This window comes from Paenibacillus sp. cl6col, assembly GCF_900102125.1.
GTDB lineage: Bacteria > Bacillota > Bacilli > Paenibacillales > Paenibacillaceae > Paenibacillus_B > Paenibacillus_B suaedae.
The window spans coordinates 519,550-542,565 of record NZ_FNAZ01000002.1 but is presented as its reverse complement, the minus strand read 5'-3'; the positions used below and the strand labels follow the sequence as shown (position 1 = coordinate 542,565).

The following is a 23,016-nucleotide window of genomic DNA, read 5'->3' as shown; positions in this document are numbered from 1 at the left end:
TGTAGACCGTACCGATGCACGATTCATCTCCGTCTTCGACTTCTTCACACCGATGGATGGATTCACATTCGTCAGCTCAAATTCATTTAGTGCTTTATAGAAACTTGTCACCGCACAATGCTTGCGATCCATAACGCATTTTCTCCCTCGATTATGCCTGCAAAATAGCCTCAAAAAAACTGCGTATAATTGATATTATACGTAGTTTTGGATCTGAGTGGCAAATAAATCTGACCGCATTAATTGATTAAGCTAGCCTTTCAACCATTCATAGAAAAGCGACAACCATTACATTACAATACCATAGCATCATAGCTATAGGGTTGTGGTTAAAAGAGAAGGCAGCATATGAAGAGTCTTGGAGATCTTTCCAAGGTTTTTTTATTCACATGGGTATTTTGACTTATATAAAAAGGAATTGGTATCGTCCTGTCGAACTATTACATGGATCTACACATTTCTACGAGGGGACGATTATGCATCATGTTTACAATCACAAATTGGAATAGCGAATTAAGCCATAGGCGATTCCGCATGAACTTTGCGCGCCTTGGGCTTCTTGCATTATTCCTTGCGCTAATCTTTTACTTTATTTTTATGCCGCTTAATAAGGCAGCCGCAAGCGCCGACTCAACGGCTTACACGCAGGATCAATTAGATGCCCTTGAGATGCTGAATGAGGTTCGCCTAAGCGTTGGCCTGCCACCGTTAAAGCTTAATAAAGAAATAACGCAAGCAGCCATCAATCATGCAAAATATTATAATTTGCACGAACGCGGAAAGAAGGTTACCTTAAGTGCCCATCAAGAAAAAATGGGACTGGAAGGGTTCACGGGGACTGGACCTTTTGAACGAATGAAAGCCGCCGGCTGGAATTATGGAACTTCATACCGAACGGGTGAAGACATGCATTTTGGACAGAAGAGCAGCACGATGGCCATGCAAAGATGGCTGGATACCGCCTATCATCGTGACATTATTTTAGGTTCTGCCTATAACGAGATCGGGATCGCGCTTGTTGATGGAACAGCTGTTGTGAATCTAGGCGGTTCATACCAGTCCTCCATGCAAAGTAACCGTATCTTTGTCTATCCTTATCAAGGGATGACCAATGTGCCAGTAGGATTCTACGGGAATGAAGTGCCGAATCCATTGGATCAGTTCAATGTCGAGCATTCAGGCTATATTATTTCCGCGTCAGTCCCTGGCAAGCTGGATTGGCATGAAGCAAGCATCACGGACGAGAAGGGAAATAACGTTCCTTTTTATGAAGAAGTCTCGAACGGGCGTACCCTGTTCCTTTATCCGAAGTCCATATTGCAGGGTTATCATACATATCGCGTCAATCTGGCATACCGTACCGATAGCTCATCCGAGACACAGCGCCTATCCTGGTCATTCAAGACTGGCAAGGGCCATCAATTAGTAAGCATATCGGGAGCTCTGAAAGAGATTCTGATTAATGAAGGCGAAGAGACCTCCATTAAGATGACAGGACGATATGACGATAATGTCACGGAACCGTTGACAGACCAAGTACGTTATGTCAGCAGCAACGCAGCAGGTCTTAAGCTCGTGTCCCCTGCTACCTTCAAGGGAATAAAAGCAGGCAATTATTACGTTACCGCTCATGTGGGGAATCTGTCCTCTGAACGAATTCAGGTCAAGGTTCTGCCACGCTTAAAGACGAAGACTTATCCGCCACTGAATGCAAGCAAGCCCGCAAGCACGGTAACAGAAGCTGAATTCTGGACGATGTTCCTGCAGCAGTATCAAATCCATATTGAGGCTTACGCACCAGCTAAAAAGAACCATGCCGCCGATGCTGCCTTCCGGATTGCTGAAATGCGAAACATCCCGCTGCTTGGATTGACTAGCATTCCAGCTAGAGATAAGCCGATTACGAGAGGGAAGGTTGCAGAAATTATAGCTGCGGCTGACGGTGTCCATTACGTCAAATATAATGCCATCTGGTATGTGCTTGGTATGAATTATATGAAAGGGACGACGGATTCAACGCTCACTGGCTTTGAGCCAGACCGTACAATAACTCGCGGAGAGGCTGTTCAATTGCTTACAGAACTGAAGCCGAAGCTGAAGTCATTGCGCGCAAGACCAGCCAGTCGGACACCTGTTGAATTCCTGCCTCCTTTACCTGAACGAGAAGTCTACATAAAGCCTGAAGTGATCAAAGATTATACGCTTATCGCTACCTATCATCCTGATCGCACCTTAACGGTAGAAGGCAAATTCACCATTCTTGCTGGCCAACAGACGACGATGATGGTACAGACGGGCGGGAAGAAGCCAAAACAAATTGAAGATGTAACGGTATCCGTTGATCGTGAAGGCAACTTCAAAGTCACATCTGGCCCGTACACAGAAGATTCCTTAAACCTAGACTTGAAGACACCTGGAGCTACGTATTGGATCTCTGTCGAAGCCAATGCGATGAATGTCAGCGAATATAGCCCCAAGCCATAATGGTAATAGTGGTTTTTGTATGAACCTTTTTAGGGTGAACATATCTCGAATGTAATAAAACGAACTCCTTGTACTTTAGATGAACTATAACCCTTAATGTGAACAGGATAAAGAAAGCACTACGCTGCCAGAAGATGATTCCTATATTCGTTAGGATTCATCTTCTTTAATGTCCATTGATATCGCTCGGTATTGTAAAAGTGAGTATACTCGTTAATGCGATTCCTAAGTTCGTCAATACTTGTACAATCTTTGTACTCTAAATCGTCTTTCATATGACCGAAAAATGATTCCATTGGTGCGTTATCATAACAATTTCCTCTTCGAGACATGGATTGTGCCCTGATCCGAATGAAGAATGGCTTCGGGATGAATATTGCCATCCAGTCGTTCCAGTAGCTTGTCTAACGCTCGATTCACAAGCGACAGTTCCAGCGAAGTCGACAAATAATGTGCTAAGATCTCAATTCGTAGAACCGTCTTTACACAAGAGAGATATCCCCATTGCTGCCCATGGTTGTACTTGGGTCTTAATGAGCAACAGATCGCGCTCATCGGCCTCCTCTTTTTGTTGACGGGTATCTTCGGCTGAAAGCCACCAATAATAACCGCTAACGCTTACCTTAAGCCAGCCTCAATGAATAATCTTCTTTGGCGTTTTCCAGCTTTATAGGCTTTAACTGCAGCAAGTTTAAAGGCAGGAGTGAAGGATATATTATTCGACTCTGATACACGCAATACGTTTGGATTTCCCTCAAGTTTTTTGATTTGTAACTCGCTACACCGTATGCTCATACTCCATTCTCAATAAATAAATTCAATTATAAACGTAAAGAACCCGAGAGAGGCACTTTTTTTAAAGTGTCCATCTCTCGGCTCATAGTTCACCCAGCATCATGATTAGTGCTTAACAAAAAAAGCTCCCTTAACAGCAGCAGGCCCAAACATGAGCCTGTTTGCTATTAAGGAAGCTTCTTAAACGGATAATCGTCCACACTTATTTCACAACTTATTCCTTAGTCACCAGCTTCAGCGGCGCAGGAATGGTTTTTTCCACTGTCTTGCCCTGCAGCACATCATATGCGGCTTGCACCGCAAGCTGTCCGATCAGGTCAGGCTGCTGTGCTACGGTTGCTGTCAGCTTGCCTTCCTGAATCGATTTTAATGCATCGTCATTGCCATCAAATCCGATAACCGGAATATTTTTGCCGGTGCTCTTAATGGCTTCAATCGCACCTAGCGCCATTTCGTCATTGTGTGCGAACACAGCTTGTACATCAGGATTTGCTTGAAGCAGGTTTTCCATCACGTTGAGACCTTTTGTACGGTCAAAGTCCGCCGTTTGCTTCGCAATAACTTTCAAAGTCTGGTCGGCCACTTCGTGGAAGCCTTTGCCGCGTTCACGGGTCGCTGATGCTCCCGCTACACCTTCAAGCTCAATGACTTTCGCATTTTTGCCGACCAGGTTCTCGATAAATTCAGCCGCCATGCGGCCGCCCTTGACATTATCTGAAGCCACCAGTGCTTCAACGTTGCCGTGATCCGCCGAACGGTCGAGCGTAATGACAGGAATACCAAGACTATTCGCCGATTGAACGGCAGTCGAGATGGCTGCGGAATCGGTAGGGTTAATCAGAAGTACATTAACGCCTTTTTGCATCAGGTCATCAACGTCATTGCTTTGTTTCGCCGAATCGTTTTGCGCGTCGACGACAATTGTTTCTATGCCGTGTTTTTTAGCTTCGGCTACAACGCCATCTTTCAAGGAAACAAAGAACGGGTTATTCAATGTAGAGACGGACAAACCGATTTTCATATCCTTTAAGTCCCCACCCGCTTTTGGCTTCGCCCAGCTTGGAGGCTCCAGAGAACAGCCGGTAGTTAAAATGAGCAATAACGCTGACAGTATTATCGTTAGCTTTTTCATGTGATTCTCTCCTCTCGCTTAAGCAGATTTCTTCCGGTCGATGAGCACCGCAATCAGAATAACGATACCTTTTACCACCATTTGATAGAAGGAAGATACGCCGAGCAGGTTAAGTCCGTTGTTCAGAGTACCGATTATGAGCGCACCAATCAGCGTACCGACAATTCGTCCACGGCCTCCGGAAAGGCTTGTACCGCCTAAGACAACCGCTGCGATTGCGTCAAGTTCATAAGATGTACCTGCAGTCGGCTGCGCCGAGTTCAAACGCGAAGTCAAGATAGCCCCGGCCAAAGCGGAGAGCATACCTGCTAAGGAATAAATCATGATTTTAACGCGTGACACTTTAATACCGGATACGATAGCCGCTTTCTCGTTACCGCCGATTGCATAGGTTTTGCGTCCAAATGCAGTTTTGTGCAAAATCACCCACAATACTGCGAAGGCAATAATCATCGTGATTGCTGGAACCGGAATGCCGAACTGATAACCGCGTCCGAACAATTGAAATGTCATGCTGTCACCAAGCCCGGTAATCGGATTTCCGTCTGTATAAACAAGCGTCAGTCCTCTAAATATCGTCATGGTTGCAAGTGTAGCGATAAACGGAGCCATTTTGCCCTGTGTAACCAGAAGACCGTTAATCATCCCCATCACACCACCGAGCAAACAGCCGGCGAGGATTGACAGAATCGGATCATATCCGGCTACGAGCATATTGGCTACAAACGCACTTGATAATGCCAGGGTTGAGCCGACGGACAAGTCGATCCCGCCCGTAAGAATGACGAAGGTCATGCCAAACGCAATCAGCGCGTTGATGGATACCTGCCGCAGCAAGTTCAAAATGTTAAGCGGTTCCAAAAAACTTGGGTTAAGAATGGATACAATGACAATCAGTATGAATAGACCAAGTAGTGGTCCGAGTTTCTGCGTCATTTGCGATAGTTGAAAGCCTTTGCTTGTTTTTGTATCATTGATGGTTGTCATATCACTTTCCCCCTGTCGCCAGCGTCATTATTTTTTCCTGTGTCGCTTCTGCTTTCGTTAATTCTCCTGTGATTCGCCCTTCGTGAACAACAACGATGCGGTCGCTCATGCCGAGCACTTCAGGCAATTCGGAAGATACCATAATGATGGCAACGCCATGGCCTGTCAGTTCGTTCATTAACTGGTAGATTTCGCGCTTAGCGCCAACGTCTACGCCCCGTGTCGGTTCGTCGAGGATTAACAGCTTCGGACCGATGCCTATCCACTTGGCAATAACCACCTTCTGCTGATTACCGCCGGACAAATTTCCAGCTGCGGTTTCCGCTGAATGTGTTTTGATCTGCAGCCGCTTAATTAAGGCATCCACGAACACCTTCTCACTTTGCGTCGAGATGATTCCTTTCTTTGTAAAACCGCTGATACTTGGAAGAACCATGTTATCCCGAACGGAAAAGTCCAGTACCAAGCCTTCGTCTTTGCGGTCTTCCGTAATGAAACCGATTCCATGATTAACTGCGTCGACCGGCTTTCTGATCTCGACCTTCTTACCAAACATACGGACCTCGCCTTGATCCAGCCGATCCAATCCGAACAGTGCTCTCATGATTTCGGTGCGTCCAGAACCCATCAGGCCAGAGAAACCAACGATTTCACCTTGATGAACGCTGAAGCTTACATCTTCAAACGATCCTTTGCGAGTTGCATGCTCTACCTCCAGGACAACCTCACCTGGTGAAGGATTGCGAGCAGGGTAGCGTTCAGTCAGCTCCCTGCCGACCATTTTCTTTACGACTTCATCGAAATTGGTTTCTGGAATTGGCTTGGTGTCTACCGTCCGGCCGTCACGCATAACCGTGATCCGGTCGCAAATTTCGAAGATCTCCTCCATCCGGTGTGAAATGTAAACAATCGATACTCCTTCTTTTTTCAAGGACTGAATGACTTCAAATAGTTTCTGAATTTCTCTTTCCGTCAGCGCCGAGGTTGGTTCGTCCATGATAAGAACCTTGGTGTCCGTCAACAGTGCCTTGGCGATTTCAATCATTTGTTGTTGTCCCACTGAGCATTGTCCTGCTTCCATATTCAACGGAATGTCAACGGAGAGTCTTTTGAATTGCTCGATTGCAAGCGCCTTCATTTCCTTGGATTTTAGAAGTCCCCAAGTCGAGGACATCTCCTTCCCGATGAACAGGTTGTCCACCACGGTCATGTCAGGCCATATATTTAGCTCCTGATGGATAAAAGCGATACCTTGCCGCTCCGCTTCTTTCGGATTGGCAAAATACGTTTCCTTGCTGTCGATCAGGATGGTTCCTTTATCTCTTGCATGCAGGCCCGTCAGAATGTTCATTAGGGTGGACTTGCCCGCACCGTTCTCACCCATGAGGGCGTGAACCTCACCTTCGCGCAGGTCAAAATCGACGCCGGATAGTACCTGGTTGCTGCCGAAGGCTTTGTGGATTCCTTTCATTTGAATCTGCATAATGGCTCCTCCTTAAAAGTTTTGCGGAGCGTGGCTCCTATGGATGACTTCGTAGCAAAACTACTTCGGAAGCTTACGCTTAGTTTTGCGAGCATTGCTCCTCTGATTATTCTTCTCGGCAAAACTGTCTTCGAAAGCACACGCTTGCTAACCGAAATAGACACCTGCTTGTAAAATGATATTAGCGAACGGTTTAGCCTCGCCCGTGCGAATCACAGCTTTGGCCTTGCGAGTCAGTTCCTTGAATTCTTCGTGAGGACAATCCTCGATTTCACAATCTCCGAATTTATGCTGAATATAAGCATTTGCTTCATGATTTTGCGCTTTGATTTCTTTCGCAATCACCACTTTTTCGATTTCCATATCGGCTGCAATGGCATTGACCGTTTCCACAAAGCTTGGTGTACCTAACGTTAGCGCCAAATCAATTTTCTTGACCCCTTCCGGGATGGGAAGACCGACGTCGGCGACGACGATTGTATCTGTATGGCCCAAATCGGCCAAAATTTTCGAAATATGACTGTTCAAGATGCCTTGTTTTTTCATGTTACATCTGCGCCTCCACTTCTTGACGATATGGCATGCCGCCCTGCGCACCAAACTTCGTTACAGACAAGGAAGCTGCACGGTTGGCAAAAAGGACGCTATCGTAAATCGCTGTTCCTTCAGCCAGTGCGACCGCAAAAGCGGCGTTAAAGGTATCCCCTGCGCCTGTCGTATCCACCACGGCCACTTTGTAAGATGGTACGAGTACTTCATTAGAGCCGTCGAAATAACGTACTCCTTTGCTGCCTTCGGTAATAAACAGTTTGTTCGGATATTTGCGCAGCGCCTCGGAAACGGTTAGAGATGAAAACAGGATTTTCGCTTCATGCTCATTTGGTGTAATATAAGCGGCATTTTCGATTACTTCATCATCAAGTGGACGTGCTGGCGCTGGGTTGAGCAGCAGCGGAATCCCAAGGTTCTTGCAGATCCGGCTGACATGAGTAACGGTTTCCACCGGAATCTCCTGCTGGATCATCACCATATCCGCTCCTTCAAAAGCTTCCCTCGTATGGTCGATATATTCCGGGGTAACTTCATTATTAGCTGCTTTCACAACAACAATACTGTTATCACCTTCTGCCAAAATGATATGCGCTGTTCCACTTTCCATGTGTGGAACCGGTTCCACATTGTCGACACAAACGTTGTTTTGCTTAAAGTTGTTCAAAATTTGCGCTGCGAATGCATCGTCTCCTACGCGCCCGATCATGGTTACGTCGGCTCCGAGCCGCGCTGCGGCAACGGCCTGGTTCGCTCCTTTGCCTCCAGGAACGGTTTTGAAGCTTTCCCCGAGAACCGTTTCACCGGCCCCCGGGCGTTTGGATGATGTAACGACCAAATCAATCGATGAGCTTCCTACTACAATAATTTTAGCCATGTTGCCCCACCTTCCTCATTGTTTCCCGCTCTGTAAATGTCACGGGCATTTGTATGATTTTCTGATCTACATGTTCATTCTCTAATAATTGTATTAAAAGGTCTGCCGAGGCTCTGCCCATATCATAAGCGGGCTGCCTGATCGTCGTCAGTGCTGGTGTTAAGAGACTGCTGAGCGGAATATCGTCAAAGCCGATGATTTGCACGTCATCCGGCACATTCTTGCCAAGCCTAAGCGCTTCATGAAGCACCGCCGTAGCAACAATGTCGTTGCTGGCTATGATGCCATCCGTGTCCGGATAACGCTCGAACAATTCCTTCGCCCATTTTCCTGCTTCCGTGAACGAAAACGATGTAGTCTGGATTACGTTGTAATCCATCCCATGACTGTTCAACACATTAATTGCGCCCTGATAACGATCCTGTGCCGGCCGAATGGAAGCCGGCCCCTGCATGACCGTAATCCGCTGACTGCCGCGGGCAATCATTTCATGGGCAGCTATTTTTCCACCTTCATGTCCGTCCGCATATACCGACGGGCGATTGTCCACCGTACGGTCGAGAAATACTACCGGAATCTTCAGCTTCCGATAAATATCTGCATCCGGATGATTCGTGGATGCAATCACGCCAACCACATTATTTTGTACGAAGGTCTGGATATATTCTTTTTCTTTTTGTATATTTTCATCGCTATTGCCAAAAATGATTCGAAAATCATTCTCCTGCATCTTATCCTCCACCCCACGCGCCAATTCAGGAAAAAAAGGGTTGGTGATATCAGGGAGTAGGAAACCGATCAGTCTGGATTTTCGCTTGTATAAGGATCTAGCTACTTCATTCGGCGTATAGTGAAGTTCTTTGATTGCGCTTTCAATCTTCCTACGGGTATCATCATGCACATATCCAGTGTCGTTGATTACCCGCGATACGGTTGCTGCGGATACGCCCGCATGTTTCGCTACGTCTCTAATCGTTGCCATCGTTGTTACTCACCTCTAAATATGAAACCGGTTACACATATAAAATAACACAATCATTTACCTTTGACAAGGTTTATGGCTGTTCCATTATCTAGGTGGGATGGCTGGCAGCATCTTTTTAGTGGTCATGGCAGGCTGCGGTTCTGATCAAGTAGAATCTGAGGAGTGTTTGTAGTTGAAAATCTACGACACAAACATTAGTCCTTGACCTTGGATTTCCTCCCATTTAGTAAAGATGTCTTGAACCAATGTTTGTGTCGTTCTACAATCATCCTGTAATGCGGTAAAACGGAGGGCGGATCGCCTTCTTCCGAAATGAAGGAACTTTTGCTTGTTCGGAATCCTATCTCATGAAATCTTGAAGACTGATTTTTTGGACAATCTCATACCCATTCCCCGGCCCTTTGGGCTTAATCACAACAGACCCCATATAAGGGATCTCACCGACAGCAACACCGACAGGAAAAGCGTGACCGATGATTACTTTGTTCGTTCCAGACGGGGGTACTACCTCGAACATTTTCTCTACCTGCGTCACAATGCTTTGTTTCTCTACAGCTGAAATTGTGCTATCGCTAAGCTTAGCGATAGCCGCCAAAGAAGGATCGACAGCCACATTGCCTGAACCAAAGGCAAGTTCTGCCGATTCTCGGGTTCGGCAATATGGACTCGCAACAACTGGATATTGAACAGGAACATTGAGTTTGCGCATAGACTCCCCAAGCATTTTAGCCTGCTCTCTTCCGGTATCACTCAGATTGCGCTGCGTCGAGCAATCATGAAAATCCACGGCCGGTCGATCCTGCCCAACCGTAGCTTCGCCATGCCTCATATACAAAATATATCCGCCTTTTTGTAAGGCGTGCACCACAGAGTCTAATTCATTTTCAGGCATATTCATTCGCACAATACTTCCGCTTTGGAAACCCGACATGAACATCAGAATAGCCATATATATTGGCAGGAGTACATACTTTTTCATTCTCATATTGTTGGACACCCTCTCATGCACGTATGTACTCCTATGATTCGTTACATTCAGCTATTTATGCCTAGATTGATCCAAATGCTTCTTTCTGTGGAGCCACAACCGATATTCCTCATCTAGTACCGTATACTTCTTATCTCCTGGTTTACATAGTGATAGCTCGGCTAAAATGTGGGATAACTTATGTTCTACCATTAACCGATCATACACCTCATCTGAGGAGGCCATCTGATCCGAACCTTGTCCATCATCGCCAACTTGCACTGCCTGACTTAATGAGCGTTGTGACAGTGTCACTTTGCCGTCATGAAAAACCAGCCATTTTTGACATACTCGTTCGAGAAAATACCGATCATGGGAAGCGATCAGCATCGTTCCAGAATACGAGGTTAACGTTTCCTCCAGTTGCGTCCTGCTCTGTAAATCCAAATGGTTCGTTGGTTCGTCCAAAACAAGCACGTCTGAACGATTGACGATCAAGTTCGCGATTTTGAGACGCATCCGTTCTCCTAGGCTCAGCTGCTTCATCGGCTTCATCAACATTTCTGCCTCTATCCCCATCTGAGCGAGTACCGTTCGGACTTCGGCAAGACTATCAGAGTCGTACCCGTACCATTCCAATGCGCATTGCTCCACATCCATATCGTCCAGCTCCTGAGATAAGTAGGCGGGCTTGATGCTTGGACTTAGCCAGATCTCTCCACGATCAGGTTGAAGCTGCCCTATTAACATCCGGATAAGTGTTGATTTGCCGCACCCATTTGGCCCTAGAAGTCCGATTCTATCTCCACGCTGAACGGTAAATGAACTATCCTGGAACAGCAGCTTATTCCCTGCAGATTTATGAATCCGATTGGCTTCCAACATTCGTCTCCCCCGTTTGTCGGGATGATCAAATTCAAAATAAATCTGCTGCTCCTTTCGCGGCTTCTGAATTCCTTCACATTCGATTCGACGAAGCCTTTTTATCCTCGATTTCACCTGTCGATCCATTTTCTTAGCCTTGGTACGATAGAACTCCTTGATCCCAGTGCGCATCTCTGCCATTTTACCAACTTTGCCTGCTTCTCGGTGCGCCTTGGAAGACCACTGTTCCAAGCGGTTGATTTCAACTTCTATTTTTGCTTTATACTTTTGCTCCGTCTCATATTGATGCAGCTGATTCTGATATCTTCGAGCTTTTTCATCGCGATACGCGCTGTAGTTCCCCATGTATTCATGAGCAACCCCATCCTCTAGCTCAATAGTGCGCTGAACCGTCCGGTCGAGAAAATATCGATCATGCGAGATGACAAGCATCGAACCATCGTATGAATTCAGTTCTCGAATCAACCATTCCACACCATCCAAGTCTAGATGGTTCGTAGGCTCATCTAAAAGTAATAAATGAGGGCGAGTTGACCAGATATGAGCTAGCGCCAACTTCGTGCGCTCCCCTCCGCTCAGATGACGAGCTCTCTCCATTTCCCACGACTGCACCTGTCTTACGCCCATCATGCTTGTTGCAGTCATGAATGAGGAAGCCCCATCCTTCTCCAGCATGCACACCGACATCTCACTGAACATTTGAACTGAATACGAAGTCGATTGCTTTAAATATCCAATGTCAATCGAATCTCCAAAACAAGTGATCACACCTGTGTCCGGCTTTACTGTTCCATATAGTAACTGGGCGAGTGTCGTTTTGCCTGCACCATTGCATCCGACCAGTCCAATGCGATCCCCCTTGGCAATATCGAGCTGAACATTTCGTAGCACCTGTAAATCTCCAAAGGCTTTCGCTAAATTTCTGCAGCTTAACAACAACGTCATACGTTTACCTCCTTTATCCGCGCAACTAAGCGCAACAAAAAAACTCACCGGCCTCTGCCGATGAGTCACGATTAGATTGTGCGATAAAGAAACCCTAACGTAAACAAATAGCATACCCTCCATAAGCACTCTGTAGCTTACGCATAGGTACAAGTCGCGGCAAAACAAAACAGGAGCAAGCTAATTCAGCCTGCACTGCTTCCTCTGTCCGAACTATTACGATAAGGAGTATCTGTAAATAGGCACACGTGTTTTCTAACCGTTCCACCATTGCGGCAGAGCACTGGATCGTTGTTATCCAATTCCATAACGAGTCCAATTAGTTAGTCCACATGTCCTTAAATAGATACCTCCTCTTACATATTCGTTTCTAGCCTATCACATTAAACTAAAAAAGTATACAAATATTGAACATTACTTCATATAAAAAATTTGCGGGTAGCAAATTGTTGGTTAAATCATGAACTCAATATAACATCACCTAACAAAAAACAAGAGAGCAGATGCCCTCTTGTTTCAAATAGTTTACTGAAATGAGTTTGATAAATGCAATTTTTATTAAATCATTAACTAATTTGTTTGTACGTTCTTCATTACTCTCCGCTCTACAATTGCAAGCCGTGTGAACAGCGCAACAGCGCCTGCTGCTAGACCGCTAATCAGTCCGATCCAATAGCCATACGCTTGCAGATCCGTCCAGTTCGCCAGTACATAGCCTAACGGTAGACCAACAATCCAATATGAGGCGAATGCGATCATGAACACGGCATTCACATCTTTATAGCCGCGAAGCGTTCCTTGCACTGGTGCCGCAACTGCATCAGACAGCTGGAAGAATATCGCGTACATCAGGAACGTCGATGTAATCTCACGCACACCCGCTTCCTTCGTGTACATGCCTGCCACTTCATTATGGAACAAGAACAGAAATACCGCACATAGCGCGGATAAGCCCACCGCTGTAAATATACCAAGTCTCGCATAGGTCTTCGCATCCTTGAATCGCTTAGCGCCTACCTCGAATCCAACGAGAATCGTTAATGACATCGCGATGCTCATCGGAAGCATGTATAATAATGAAGCAAAATTGAGAGCCGATTGATGTGCTGCAATTGTTGCCGTGTCATATTCACTCATGAATATGGTTACCATGGAGAAAATACTTACTTCAAAGAAAATCGATAAGCCGATCGGCATCCCGATGCGAAGAATCTCTTTCCAATGGGTAAGCGATATCCCCTTCCAAGAACGAAACATGCCCATTTCCCGCATGCGATTGTTACGACGCAAAAATGCAAATGCAATGCATGTAATAATGAAATACGTAATTGCCGTTGCTATTCCAGCCCCTGCCCCACCGAACTGAGGAAGTCCCATTTTTCCAAAAATAAACAAGTAATTCAATAGCACATTAATTGGGAAGGACAGCAGGGTAATGATCATCGTAACCCGAGTTAAGCCAAGTCCATCAATGCTGGCGCGCATTACGGTATAAAGGAAGGATGGAATGACTCCGAATCCGATTGCAGTCAAATATTCTCTTGCCACCCGGTGAACATCCGCATCCAGCTTCATAAAGGTTAGAATCGGATCAACCGCAAATATACCGATCCCAATGACAGCAGCTCCGAAGATGACCGCTAAATATGCTGCCTGGGTCACACTTGGAGCAATTAACTGCTTGCGTTCTGCTCCCATATGCTGCGCCACAATTGGCGTCACCGCAAGAAAAATCCCGCTTATACCTGTATATACAGGAACCCAAATACTCGTAGCGATCGCTACACCTGCCAGGTCAGAAGTTCGGTAGTTGCCTGACATGACCGTATCAAAGAATGTCATCAGCTGCATCGCCACTTGCGTAACGAATATGGGCAATAAAATATGTAGCATTTGAATCAATTTTTGCTTTAATGAGTAAGTCTGTTTCATGTCTTCTTATCTCCTTGTATGCACAACTTTAACCATTGTAGCATCTCTCCCCATTGGTTTGAACAACTATTTGACCATTGACTCCTTTACGCGGGATCACTCGTTCATTACAATAGAAGGAGTATGGAAGGAGGTCTCTGCCCAATATGACGATTCAGAAGACGAGAGACCGTGCTGTGCTTCAGCACAAGCTGCCGTCCCTGCCCTGGTACGTGCAACAATTCATTGAATATAAAATGCCCGATTTATCTCCATCCTCCTTGTTGGAATATGTGCGGGACTACGAAATATTTCTGGGCTGGCTCGTGTCCGAGCGATTAACCGATGCGCATGATCAGAAGGATGTTACCTTATTAGATTTGGAATCGCTTCGCATGGAGCATATCACTTCGTTTCGCATTTATTTGACGACATACAAAGAAACAACCAATGCTCGTGTGACTGTGTCCCGCAAGCTGTCATCCCTGCGCTCCTTATTCCATTACTTGAGCCAAATTGCGGAGGATGAGAACTTCTACCCGCTATTGAAGCGCAATGTAATGGCCAAGATCGAAATCAAACGCGTGCATAAACCAAAAGACAGCGCCTCTAAGCTGAAGGGTAAGCTGCTTGAAGATAATGAAATTAACGGGTTCATTCATTATGTGCGGGATGGTTATGCCCAAGATGTAGCCAATAACAAACAAGCTGCATATGCGCATGCGCAGAATGCAGTTCGGGACGCTGCCATTGTCAGCCTAATCCTGAATTCCGGGTTGCGGGTTAGCGAAGTTGTGAATCTCAACATGGATGATGTCGATATGAACAACAAGCTCGTCTATGTATACCGCAAGGGTCATAATGATGAGACGTTCAAGACTCCAGTTTATTACCGTGACAGCGCAAGACAGGACTTGGCCGAATACTTGGAGGCTAGATCAACTCGGTATGCAGCGCCTAAAAAGGAAAAAGCCTTCTTCCTCGCGATCAAGAATGGCGAGAAGGAAGGAAACCGCATGACGAAGCGTGCTATTCAGCAGATGATTATTAAATATGCAAAGAGATACGGCAAGCCTGCTCTAACTGTACATAAGCTTCGGCACTCATTCGCCACAGATTATTATTTGCAAAATGACATCTACAAAACAAAGGAACAGTTAGGCCACGCTTCGACAGAGACAACGGAGATCTATGCACACCTGACAGATAAGACGATGTCTGAAGCTATTGAGCGGCGGCAGGACGAGGAAGAGTAATCTCTTCTAATTTCCCCTGGAAGAATATCAGGAGGATTGGATGGAAAATCCATTGTGTACCAACTATAATGAAATAGTATCAAATAAGAACCGCTCTTCTATCCTAGAAGAGCGGTTCTTATTTGCCTTCTGCTATCGCTTTCGGCGGAATATACTTCCCGAACCGGAACGAGTCTTCGGCGGTTTCGATTTTTTTACTTTCGGTGGATTATAACTTCCCCCGCTCCCCCCTCGTGATATGGAGCCGCGATTGCTATTATCCTTCGGCTGCCTTGAGAAGAACCCGCCCCCCGTATTCTTCGACGTATCTGTCGAGGAGCCTCTGCGGAAGATGGATCCCTTGCGATCCACTGTCATTGGAGGAGCCTTCTTCTTATCCTCCACCGTAGGCTTTTGGTATGATTTCGTCGGCTCGTATGTACGACGCTCATTATAACCCCGGTACTTCCCATACCCGCTTAATGAATCGAACAGTGTATCGAGAAGCTTATATTGCAGGTACATCTCCAAGAAGCTTCGATCATAATTCTGCCTTACGTATTCCTGTGAAGCCACTTCAATAATCGAATCTTCTGGTTTGTCCTTGTCGCGCTGCACCTGTATGAGCTCATTATCATAGACGAGAAACATTCGCTCATCGCTCTGTTCAGAAGTCTGCTTCGGCTTGCGTTTATCCGCAATCTCCTTGGCCACTTCAGGCACTTTCGTATTCTCAGCGCGATAAATATAGGAAGTGCTCTTACCATCACGACTAACAGACTCCAGCGGATACGTTTCCGCTACATCATACTGTCCACAAGCCGTTAGCAACGGAATCAGTAAGCTGAAAATGACAAGCCATTTGATTGAATCCAATCCGAATTTTCGCATAGGCGCCTCTTAAGAACCGCGCAGAATACGTACGTCGGCGGATATGACGGAATCTCCTTCATACAACTGGAATCGTCCATCCTGCCATTCAATGCGAAGCAGCTTACGATCATCGGCTTGATAATGCCACACGTACTGCTCCCCAGATACGCCAAATGGCGTTTGTCCTGTACACACGACTCTGCCGTTATATTGGTCTTCCATGTAATACCACTTACCATCCAGTTCAATTTCTGTAGGAACTTCCTCTACATCATCCAGACGTCCGTCAATAGAATCGTACAGACTATAATAGGCCTGCTCTCTTTGCTCCACGAATAAATATTTAATGTGTGATCCGTCTCTTAGTGTCAGCCATGCAGAATTGCGTGTACGCCAATCTGTACGGCCAATAACTTCATAACTGACGAGTGAGATTTCACAAATATCCCCGGGGCCAAGTGTAGAGGGCGTTTTCTCTGGTTGAGGTGCTTCCGGCTTCGCCATAATATTTTTAATGCGTTTCCATAAGCTCATTAGTTCTGCCTCCTTCCTGTTGAATCCCTTGTTATATGCAGGCTGCAATAATTAACGCACCAACCACATGCAGCGAACCAGCCACGAGTGCATACGACATATTGCCTTGCTTAGTTCCCTCTTCCAAGTTCATGTTGAATACAGTACGGAACAACAAGCGGATTAGCAATTCTAGAATAAGCAATATGACAAATGAGAAGAGAGACATCAACAATGCCTCGCCTAAGCTGTAAGCGACACGAATAGAACTAGATAAAATATAGCCTTGCGAGAACAGCTTCATAATAAAGCGAGTCGTTACCGCTACATTGCCTTGTCTCATTTCATGGACATCCTTATAACCTGTAAACAAGGAGTCTACAATCATGAGAATGAATAAGAGCACCGCTCCTATCGCTGTCCACACCGCAATACGCGGCACATTCTCCAGCAGGACTGACCAGTTTTCTAATCCGAAACTCAATTCGAATCCTCCCCCATTGCCCTTTGGACGAAAGCCTGCTTACACAGCAGTTTGTCCAGAATCGGCAATCTCGTGTAAAAGTGTGTTCTCTTCATTTTATTTCATTAACGAGCCCATATACATGTACAAGAATAAAGAAAGACGCTTGTAACACAGATAACAAGCGTCTTCTGTATCCGATTATTCGGCAGATTTGTCGTACTTCTTCATCAGAGCTGCCAATTCATCCTCGACACCTTTATCCTTCGTCAAGCTCGCGAACTCATCATCGAGCGACTTGCCTCCCGCTCCACGGATTTCGTTGCTTGCTTCTGCTTGAGCTTCCATTTGAAGCATTTTATCTTCCATACGCTTCAAGCCTGACATCGCAGTATCGGAGCTGAATCCCGCCATTGCTTTGTTGATTTCCGTTTGCGCCTTCGCAGCGTTGAAACGAGCGACCAACGTTTCGCGTTTGTTCTTCATATCTGTGTACTGCTTGCGCATTTCTTCCAGCTTCGCGCGAAGAGCGTCTGCTGAAGCTTTGTTCTGATCATAGCTCGCTTTGTACTCGTTCATTTTCGCTTCTGCTGCCTTCTTCTCTTCCAGAGCGCGGCGTGCCAATTCAATATTGTCGGCCTGTACTGCAATTGCTGCTTGCTCAGCACGCTTGTTCACAAGTGCTTCTTGCTCTTCATAGGACTGCTTGAAGCGCTTCTCGATGGCGATCTGCTGGGCTACTGCACGTTCTGCTTCTTCCAAATCCTCTTGCATGTCACGTAAGTATTGATCTGTCATCTTAATTGGATCTTCCGCCTTCTCGATCAAGGCATAAATATTAGACATCGTTAAATCACGCAAACGTTTAAATACGGACATTGTATTGTTTCCTCCTTTGTGTACATAACCATTGAAACAAAATACCCATCAGCTCAATATTATGTTTCATTACACATTCATACGAATCAGTTCCGAAGTTGTTTCAAAAAAACAAAAAAATCATATCTCTATTGTATACGGAAATGTGGAAAATTGTATACTCCTCTCGCTGCTTAAAGAAATCTTCATTCCATTCATACTTTCTCTACATAATGACTCGTAGGTAGCCATAAAAAAAGAAGAAGATCAGGATTGCCCAATCTTCTTCTCCGTATTTTAACCATTGTGATTATTTAATCAAGGGTGGACAGCATAAGCAAAAATTGTGACCACGCATGATCAACAACTGCATCAATATGTGCCGAACTTAGATTATCATAATGTATCCCTGCACATACGGTAACCGTAGCCTGAAGCTGACTCGCCGCTTGCTTAGCCATTGGCTCTGTCAGTACATATTCTTTATGCCCAGGAACTCTATTCGTCTGCACAACCCATTCGTGCTCATCCGTACTCGGATCCCTATATGCGGTAGATACCGCCCCAATATGCTCGTCTCCCCCGGCAATGATGAACAGGTAGTCTCGCCCAATTTTGCGATATTGAATGGTTATGTCTGCACCCGGTCGTTGCTCCTGCATGTATTCAGAGCCCCCCTTTAATGAAATACATTTGTCCAGAAGGCCTTACTTAATAATGCCGCGAATCTCATCCAGACTTTGAATGTTCTCCATTTCCATGAAGCTTAGAAGACCAGCAAGCAACTCTTCGCCAGCACGCAAGTTCATGAAGTTGTATGTGCCTACTTGAACCACCTCAGCCCCGGCCATAATAAATTCAATAATATCCGAAGCAGAGGCGATGCCGCCCATGCCCATGACGGGGATAGATACATGCTGGGACACCTGATGAACCATGCGCAGCGCTATTGGCTTAATAGCCGGCCCAGACAAGCCCGCGTACGTATTGGAAAAAACACTGCGCCGCTGATAAATATCAATCTTCATTCCCGAGAACGTATTTACTAAAGAGACACAATCTGCTCCCTCGTCTTCACACATCACGGCCATTTCTACAATATTCTCAGCATTCGGCGATAGTTTCACAGCAAGCGGCAGTGAAGTGACTTGCCGTACTTCGCGAATGACCTCACGAGCAACGTCTGTTTTCACACCAAAGGCAATACCGCCTTCCTTCACATTCGGGCATGAAATGTTCAATTCTATCATATCAACAGCCCGAACACGTGCTTTGCGCCGCTCTTCTGCATCCTTCGTTATCTTCAAGGCCCCGAGGACGTATTCTTCTATATTACTGCCGCCAAGATTGGCAATCTTCACGGGCTCAATCGTTTCCCAGAATTCCATTTCCTCTTCCAAAAATGCATCGATACCAGGATTCTCAAGCCCAACACTATTCATCATGCCGCCTGGTGTCTCCCACACCCGGGTTCCGTTATTCCCTAGACGTGGATGTAGGGTGAGTCCTTTGCAGGAGATGCCCCCCAGCTTGTTAATATCATATAATTTGGCATATTCTTGCCCAAAGCCAAACGTTCCCGATGCCATCACGATCGGATTGTTGAACGGAATGCCGGCTACATTACAAGCTAAGTTCCGCATGCCATTCCACCTCCTCCGCCAAAAATACAGGTCCATCCGCACATACTTTGCGGTTGCCGTTTTTATTCTTTACTGAGCATACATAACAAGCCCCGATTCCGCAGGCCATACGTTTTTCAAAAGATACATACACCTTCGTATCCAAGCCTTCTGCTTGCAAGGCAACTGCCTTCATCATTCCCAATGGACCACACACCAGCACATTATCGTATTTACTTAAGTCCACGTCATCTAGGAGGTTGCCGTTTACACGGACAACCAACTCATTCGCGTAAGGTTCGTATGCTTCCGTTAAATAGGATTGCCCTCGAAAGCCAAGATAGATATCCGGTTTATCCAACTGCTTCGCCGTATATAATAAGGGTGCAATGCCAATACCGCCTCCGATAAGTGCAGTTCGTCCCTCCACTTGCGGGAAGCCATTGCCGAATGGCCCCTCTAGCTGGATACGGTCTCCATCACGCAGCTGTGCAATTAAACGCGTACCCTCTCCTGCAATCTTGTACAGGAACTGGATGCTATCCTTCTCCAAATTGCAGATGCTAATTGGACGAGACAGAATAGGTGCCGTATTCCAGGCCCGCAGCATAAAGAATTGACCCATGCTTGCTTGAAATTGACCCTCCACCGTCATGAGGTAAATGCCTTCAGAGATGCGTTCGTTGGAAAGAATCGTATACACAAGTATGCTCCTTTTTTCACGAGTAAGGACAGTCTGCATCCTTCTCACGTTTATTGAGATGTGCAGATTCCTGCTCGTAAGAAAAGCCCACATTCACAACCTTATGGATTGCTGCCTATATGGCCTATGCATAAGCTTTTCTCACCTTTACACTTCTACTATGCATGTTCTGGTTGACATCCCACTGTGACCCATGTCACATTAGCGTATGAATTATGACAATGGTTTCGCAAATTTTCAGAATATTAGCAAGAAGTTACAAGTGAACATCCTAACAATTATAGTCGATGAGATTATTTCCCTACCGTACTAGGTAAGTGGAAGGGCATATTTCTACCACCCCAAGGACATAACAAGAACATTGAACTGTTTATGGAATGGGGGAATGGCGCTATGCAACATTGTCGAATCTGCTTATCTGTATTATCCCTTTGTTTGCTCTGTATTACTGGCTGCTTCCATCGTTCGCAGGAAGCAACGCCTCCCATACCCAATCTTCCACCAAGCAAGCCAAATCAGTCAGAATCGATCCATTCATCAGCAGACAGTCTGTGGAGACAAGATCGCACTCATCCAGTACCACGTATCTTCAAGGCAGACTCTGTAAACATGCATTCCCCACATGCTAAGGGGAAGCAAGAGAATGCAGCTTCATCGGATCATCTTGAGATGCCTAAATTCACCATATCAGCTGAGCATAAAGAGCGTGATAATCAGAAAAGTCAGAAGAGACTGGAGTCGCAGCAGGCAGAGTCAGAATCTAGCCAGCAGAAGCAGCGTTCTTCCTCTTCGAATGAACGCCAGCACAAGTGGCAGAAATCAACCCCGTCGCAATCTGCGGCGCAAGCTTCACAATCATCCCGCTCCAGCATGCATAAGATGAAGAAACAGCATCTCACGATTGCGGAACTACGGTTGAAATACCCACATATCTTTAAATTGAATGCGAAGCAGCGTCATGGAGAACGACAAGTTGCGCTCACCTTCGATGACGCACCGGATAACCGCATTACGCCGCTTGTATTGGATATATTGAAGGAGCACAATATCCGAGCCACTTTCTTTCTTGTTGGCTCTCGTGCCAAGGCTTATCCAGGACTCGTCGAGCGGATGGTGCGCGAGGGGCATGTGATCGGTAATCATTCGTACAATCATCCGTTGCTGACAAAGCTGACGCTTCCAGCTTTTGAACACCAGGTGAAGGATACTGAACGCATTATCGAGCAGTCTACCGGATATAAGCCTCGATACTTCCGTCCGCCATATGGAGAAATCAACGAAGAGCAATTGCGCTGGGCAGGAGATAATGGATACATGGTCGTCAATTGGGATGTAGATACAAACGATTGGCGTGGATTAACCGCTTCACGTATTTTGCAAAATGTGATGCGTGGGGTACGCCCAGGTTCCATCGTATTGCAGCATGCCAGCGGAAGCACACAAAATGGGTATCTGCATGGAACCGTGAAAGCACTCCCATCAATTATTCAGCAGTTAAGGGAGCGGAAATATGAATTCGTCACCCTGCCTGATCTACTCCAAGATCAGAAGGAAAAGAAGGAATAAGAAAACAAGCCCCGCCATAATGGCGAGGCTTGTTGTTCAATTGCTATTGTAAGTATTCATCTACATCTATATATAATAGTAGATATTATTTCAACACATATACTTTAACGTCTTGCACGCCGAATGTGTTGCCTGTCTTCTTGCTTACCGGTACAAATATGTCAACCTTTTTCCCCTTGATTGCACCGCCTGTATCCGTAGCTACAGCAACCATACCGCCTGTCGGTAAGTGTTTGAAATCATATCCCGTAATATACAATTTCGTACCAAGCGGAATCACTTTTGGATCGACCGCAACTGTACCTAGTTTCAATGCATTACCCAATGCATCTACTGCGCCCCATTTGCCATTTTCACTCGGATGAGCTGTGTAGGCTGTTGCACGCATGCTTATCGTTTTCTTGTATGTCGCTGTACGTCCAGAGGACAATTGAACTACATTTTTAGGAGCAGCTTGTTGTACTGCTGCTTTCTGATTATTCGAAGCCGTTTTGACTGCCTGTTCGTCATTTTTTGCTACACCCAAAGCATTATTGACTGGCATCCCTTCCAATACCGACTTTTGAACAACAGGGCTTGGAAGTTCGATGGAGAGTCCACCATACAGATTTTTCGGATTAATTGTCGGGTTTGCCGACAATACGGATTCAACACTCATGTTGTAATTCTTAGCAATTGAATAGAACGTTTCTCCTTCTTTTACCGTATAGGGCTCAGCCTGTGCCGGCAAAATTTGAAGAATGGACGCAAGTCCAAGTAAAGCTGCTGTAATCGTTAGTGTAATTCTTTTACGCATATGTTTTGTTTTCCTCCTGTGCATTAGCCTGCGGGGTTAGTTGTCGGATTCGGGTCAAGGAGTTCCCCTACGCCATTCCAAGTTGCGGAATAAGCGATTCACCCCAAGGTGTTCTCGTAATATCGAACACCGGTCAATAATCCCCCGTACGGGTGTGTCGTTTCGGCTCGGATTGCATCATATCACAATTTTGTAACCTGTGCGCAGGAATATGATGGTAACTCTCTGGAACCCGCGCCCCCCAATGGATTGAAGCTTCAAATTTTTTTTATTTCATAACAAATTTGTAATCAGAGATGACATTTTTGTAATCTTTCTGTTTCCATCATAGCACATATTTCAGATTTGTAAACGAAAACGCTTACATAATTCAGCAAACAACAATAG

General features: G+C 45.8%; 22 protein-coding genes, 1 pseudogene and 1 riboswitch. Of the genes and pseudogenes, 3 read left to right on the top strand and 20 right to left on the bottom strand.

Annotated features, from left to right (window positions below):
- Positions 1–18: 18 nt before the first annotated feature.
- Positions 19–129: pseudogene (locus BLS15_RS28470) on the bottom strand (recombinase XerC); the annotation flags it as partial.
- Positions 130–483: 354 nt separating this feature from the next.
- Between BLS15_RS28470 and BLS15_RS06620 the strand changes: the two are divergent.
- Positions 484–2,484, top strand: coding sequence for a CAP domain-containing protein (locus BLS15_RS06620; protein WP_175460727.1), 2,001 nt, complete (start codon positions 484–486; stop codon positions 2,482–2,484).
- Positions 2,485–2,603: 119 nt separating this feature from the next.
- Here the strand turns inward: BLS15_RS06620 and BLS15_RS29370 are convergent, their stop codons facing one another.
- The 11 genes from BLS15_RS29370 to BLS15_RS06570 all read right to left on the bottom strand — a co-directional run bounded on the left by BLS15_RS29370 (position 2,604) and on the right by BLS15_RS06570 (position 14,021).
- Positions 2,604–2,780, bottom strand: coding sequence for an IS3 family transposase (locus tag BLS15_RS29370; protein WP_254777310.1), 177 nt, complete (start codon positions 2,778–2,780; stop codon positions 2,604–2,606).
- 10 nt (positions 2,781–2,790) lie between these two features.
- A complete protein-coding gene (locus BLS15_RS29365) occupies positions 2,791–3,039 on the bottom strand; it encodes a hypothetical protein (RefSeq protein WP_051249909.1) in 249 nt (82 codons plus the stop codon).
- Positions 3,040–3,493: 454 nt separating this feature from the next.
- Positions 3,494–4,411, bottom strand: coding sequence for a ribose ABC transporter substrate-binding protein RbsB (rbsB, locus tag BLS15_RS06610; protein ID WP_028533030.1), 918 nt, complete (start codon positions 4,409–4,411; stop codon positions 3,494–3,496).
- Between the two features lie 18 nt (positions 4,412–4,429).
- A complete protein-coding gene (gene rbsC, locus BLS15_RS06605; protein ID WP_021253848.1) occupies positions 4,430–5,398 on the bottom strand; it encodes a ribose ABC transporter permease RbsC in 969 nt (322 codons plus the stop codon).
- A gap of 1 nt (position 5,399) precedes the next feature.
- Complete coding sequence (locus BLS15_RS06600) at positions 5,400–6,881, bottom strand: sugar ABC transporter ATP-binding protein (RefSeq protein WP_090510555.1); 1,482 nt, start codon at positions 6,879–6,881, stop codon at positions 5,400–5,402.
- A gap of 147 nt (positions 6,882–7,028) precedes the next feature.
- Complete coding sequence (rbsD, locus tag BLS15_RS06595; protein ID WP_090510550.1) at positions 7,029–7,427, bottom strand: D-ribose pyranase; 399 nt, start codon at positions 7,425–7,427, stop codon at positions 7,029–7,031.
- Position 7,428: 1 nt separating this feature from the next.
- The gene (rbsK, locus tag BLS15_RS06590; RefSeq protein WP_090510545.1) at positions 7,429–8,307 is read right to left on the bottom strand and encodes a ribokinase; all 879 of its coding nucleotides are present in this window, start codon (positions 8,305–8,307) and stop codon (positions 7,429–7,431) included.
- A complete protein-coding gene (locus tag BLS15_RS06585) occupies positions 8,300–9,289 on the bottom strand; it encodes a LacI family DNA-binding transcriptional regulator (protein ID WP_021253852.1) in 990 nt (329 codons plus the stop codon). The genes rbsK and BLS15_RS06585 overlap by 8 nt, the downstream gene beginning before the upstream one ends.
- A 343-nt stretch (positions 9,290–9,632) precedes the next feature.
- Positions 9,633–10,277 carry a histidine phosphatase family protein gene (locus BLS15_RS06580; protein WP_090510965.1) on the bottom strand — a complete coding sequence of 215 codons (645 nt, stop codon included), beginning with the start codon at positions 10,275–10,277 and terminating at the stop codon, positions 9,633–9,635.
- A gap of 54 nt (positions 10,278–10,331) precedes the next feature.
- On the bottom strand, positions 10,332–12,089 hold the full coding sequence (gene abc-f / locus BLS15_RS06575) for a ribosomal protection-like ABC-F family protein (RefSeq protein ID WP_090510543.1): 1,758 nt from the start codon (positions 12,087–12,089) through the stop codon (positions 10,332–10,334).
- A 570-nt stretch (positions 12,090–12,659) separates the two neighbouring features.
- Complete coding sequence (locus BLS15_RS06570; RefSeq protein ID WP_090510539.1) at positions 12,660–14,021, bottom strand: MATE family efflux transporter; 1,362 nt, start codon at positions 14,019–14,021, stop codon at positions 12,660–12,662.
- Between the two features lie 146 nt (positions 14,022–14,167).
- On the opposite strand from BLS15_RS06570, the gene xerS reads away from it, so the two are divergent.
- Positions 14,168–15,256 carry a tyrosine recombinase XerS gene (gene xerS / locus BLS15_RS06565; protein ID WP_021253856.1) on the top strand — a complete coding sequence of 363 codons (1,089 nt, stop codon included), beginning with the start codon at positions 14,168–14,170 and terminating at the stop codon, positions 15,254–15,256.
- A gap of 132 nt (positions 15,257–15,388) precedes the next feature.
- On the opposite strand, the gene BLS15_RS06560 is transcribed toward xerS, so the two are convergent.
- From BLS15_RS06560 to BLS15_RS06530, 7 genes are all read right to left on the bottom strand, one after another.
- Complete coding sequence (locus tag BLS15_RS06560; RefSeq protein ID WP_090510536.1) at positions 15,389–16,126, bottom strand: DUF4247 domain-containing protein; 738 nt, start codon at positions 16,124–16,126, stop codon at positions 15,389–15,391.
- Positions 16,127–16,135: 9 nt separating this feature from the next.
- On the bottom strand, positions 16,136–16,642 hold the full coding sequence (locus BLS15_RS06555) for a DUF4178 domain-containing protein (RefSeq protein ID WP_072728439.1): 507 nt from the start codon (positions 16,640–16,642) through the stop codon (positions 16,136–16,138).
- A gap of 31 nt (positions 16,643–16,673) precedes the next feature.
- Positions 16,674–17,105 (bottom strand): DUF350 domain-containing protein, encoded by a 432-nt coding sequence (locus BLS15_RS06550; RefSeq protein ID WP_021253859.1) that lies wholly within the window; start codon positions 17,103–17,105, stop codon positions 16,674–16,676.
- Between the two features lie 180 nt (positions 17,106–17,285).
- The gene (locus BLS15_RS06545; RefSeq protein WP_021253860.1) at positions 17,286–17,963 is read right to left on the bottom strand and encodes a PspA/IM30 family protein; all 678 of its coding nucleotides are present in this window, start codon (positions 17,961–17,963) and stop codon (positions 17,286–17,288) included.
- Between the two features lie 293 nt (positions 17,964–18,256).
- Positions 18,257–18,604: a prenylated flavin chaperone LpdD gene (locus BLS15_RS06540; RefSeq protein ID WP_090510532.1), complete on the bottom strand. Its 348-nt coding sequence runs from the start codon at positions 18,602–18,604 to the stop codon at positions 18,257–18,259.
- 45 nt (positions 18,605–18,649) lie between these two features.
- Positions 18,650–19,585 carry a dihydroorotate dehydrogenase gene (locus BLS15_RS06535; RefSeq protein ID WP_021253862.1) on the bottom strand — a complete coding sequence of 312 codons (936 nt, stop codon included), beginning with the start codon at positions 19,583–19,585 and terminating at the stop codon, positions 18,650–18,652.
- Positions 19,566–20,267 carry a dihydroorotate dehydrogenase electron transfer subunit gene (locus BLS15_RS06530; RefSeq protein ID WP_021253863.1) on the bottom strand — a complete coding sequence of 234 codons (702 nt, stop codon included), beginning with the start codon at positions 20,265–20,267 and terminating at the stop codon, positions 19,566–19,568. The genes BLS15_RS06535 and BLS15_RS06530 overlap by 20 nt, the downstream gene beginning before the upstream one ends.
- A gap of 393 nt (positions 20,268–20,660) precedes the next feature.
- On the opposite strand from BLS15_RS06530, the gene BLS15_RS06525 reads away from it, so the two are divergent.
- A complete protein-coding gene (locus BLS15_RS06525) occupies positions 20,661–21,833 on the top strand; it encodes a polysaccharide deacetylase family protein (protein ID WP_081676915.1) in 1,173 nt (390 codons plus the stop codon).
- An 85-nt stretch (positions 21,834–21,918) separates the two neighbouring features.
- On the opposite strand, the gene BLS15_RS06520 is transcribed toward BLS15_RS06525, so the two are convergent.
- Positions 21,919–22,629 (bottom strand): 3D domain-containing protein, encoded by a 711-nt coding sequence (locus tag BLS15_RS06520; protein ID WP_021253865.1) that lies wholly within the window; start codon positions 22,627–22,629, stop codon positions 21,919–21,921.
- Between the two features lie 9 nt (positions 22,630–22,638).
- Positions 22,639–22,807: riboswitch (cyclic di-AMP (ydaO/yuaA leader) on the bottom strand.
- Between the last annotated feature and the right edge of the window lie 209 nt (positions 22,808–23,016).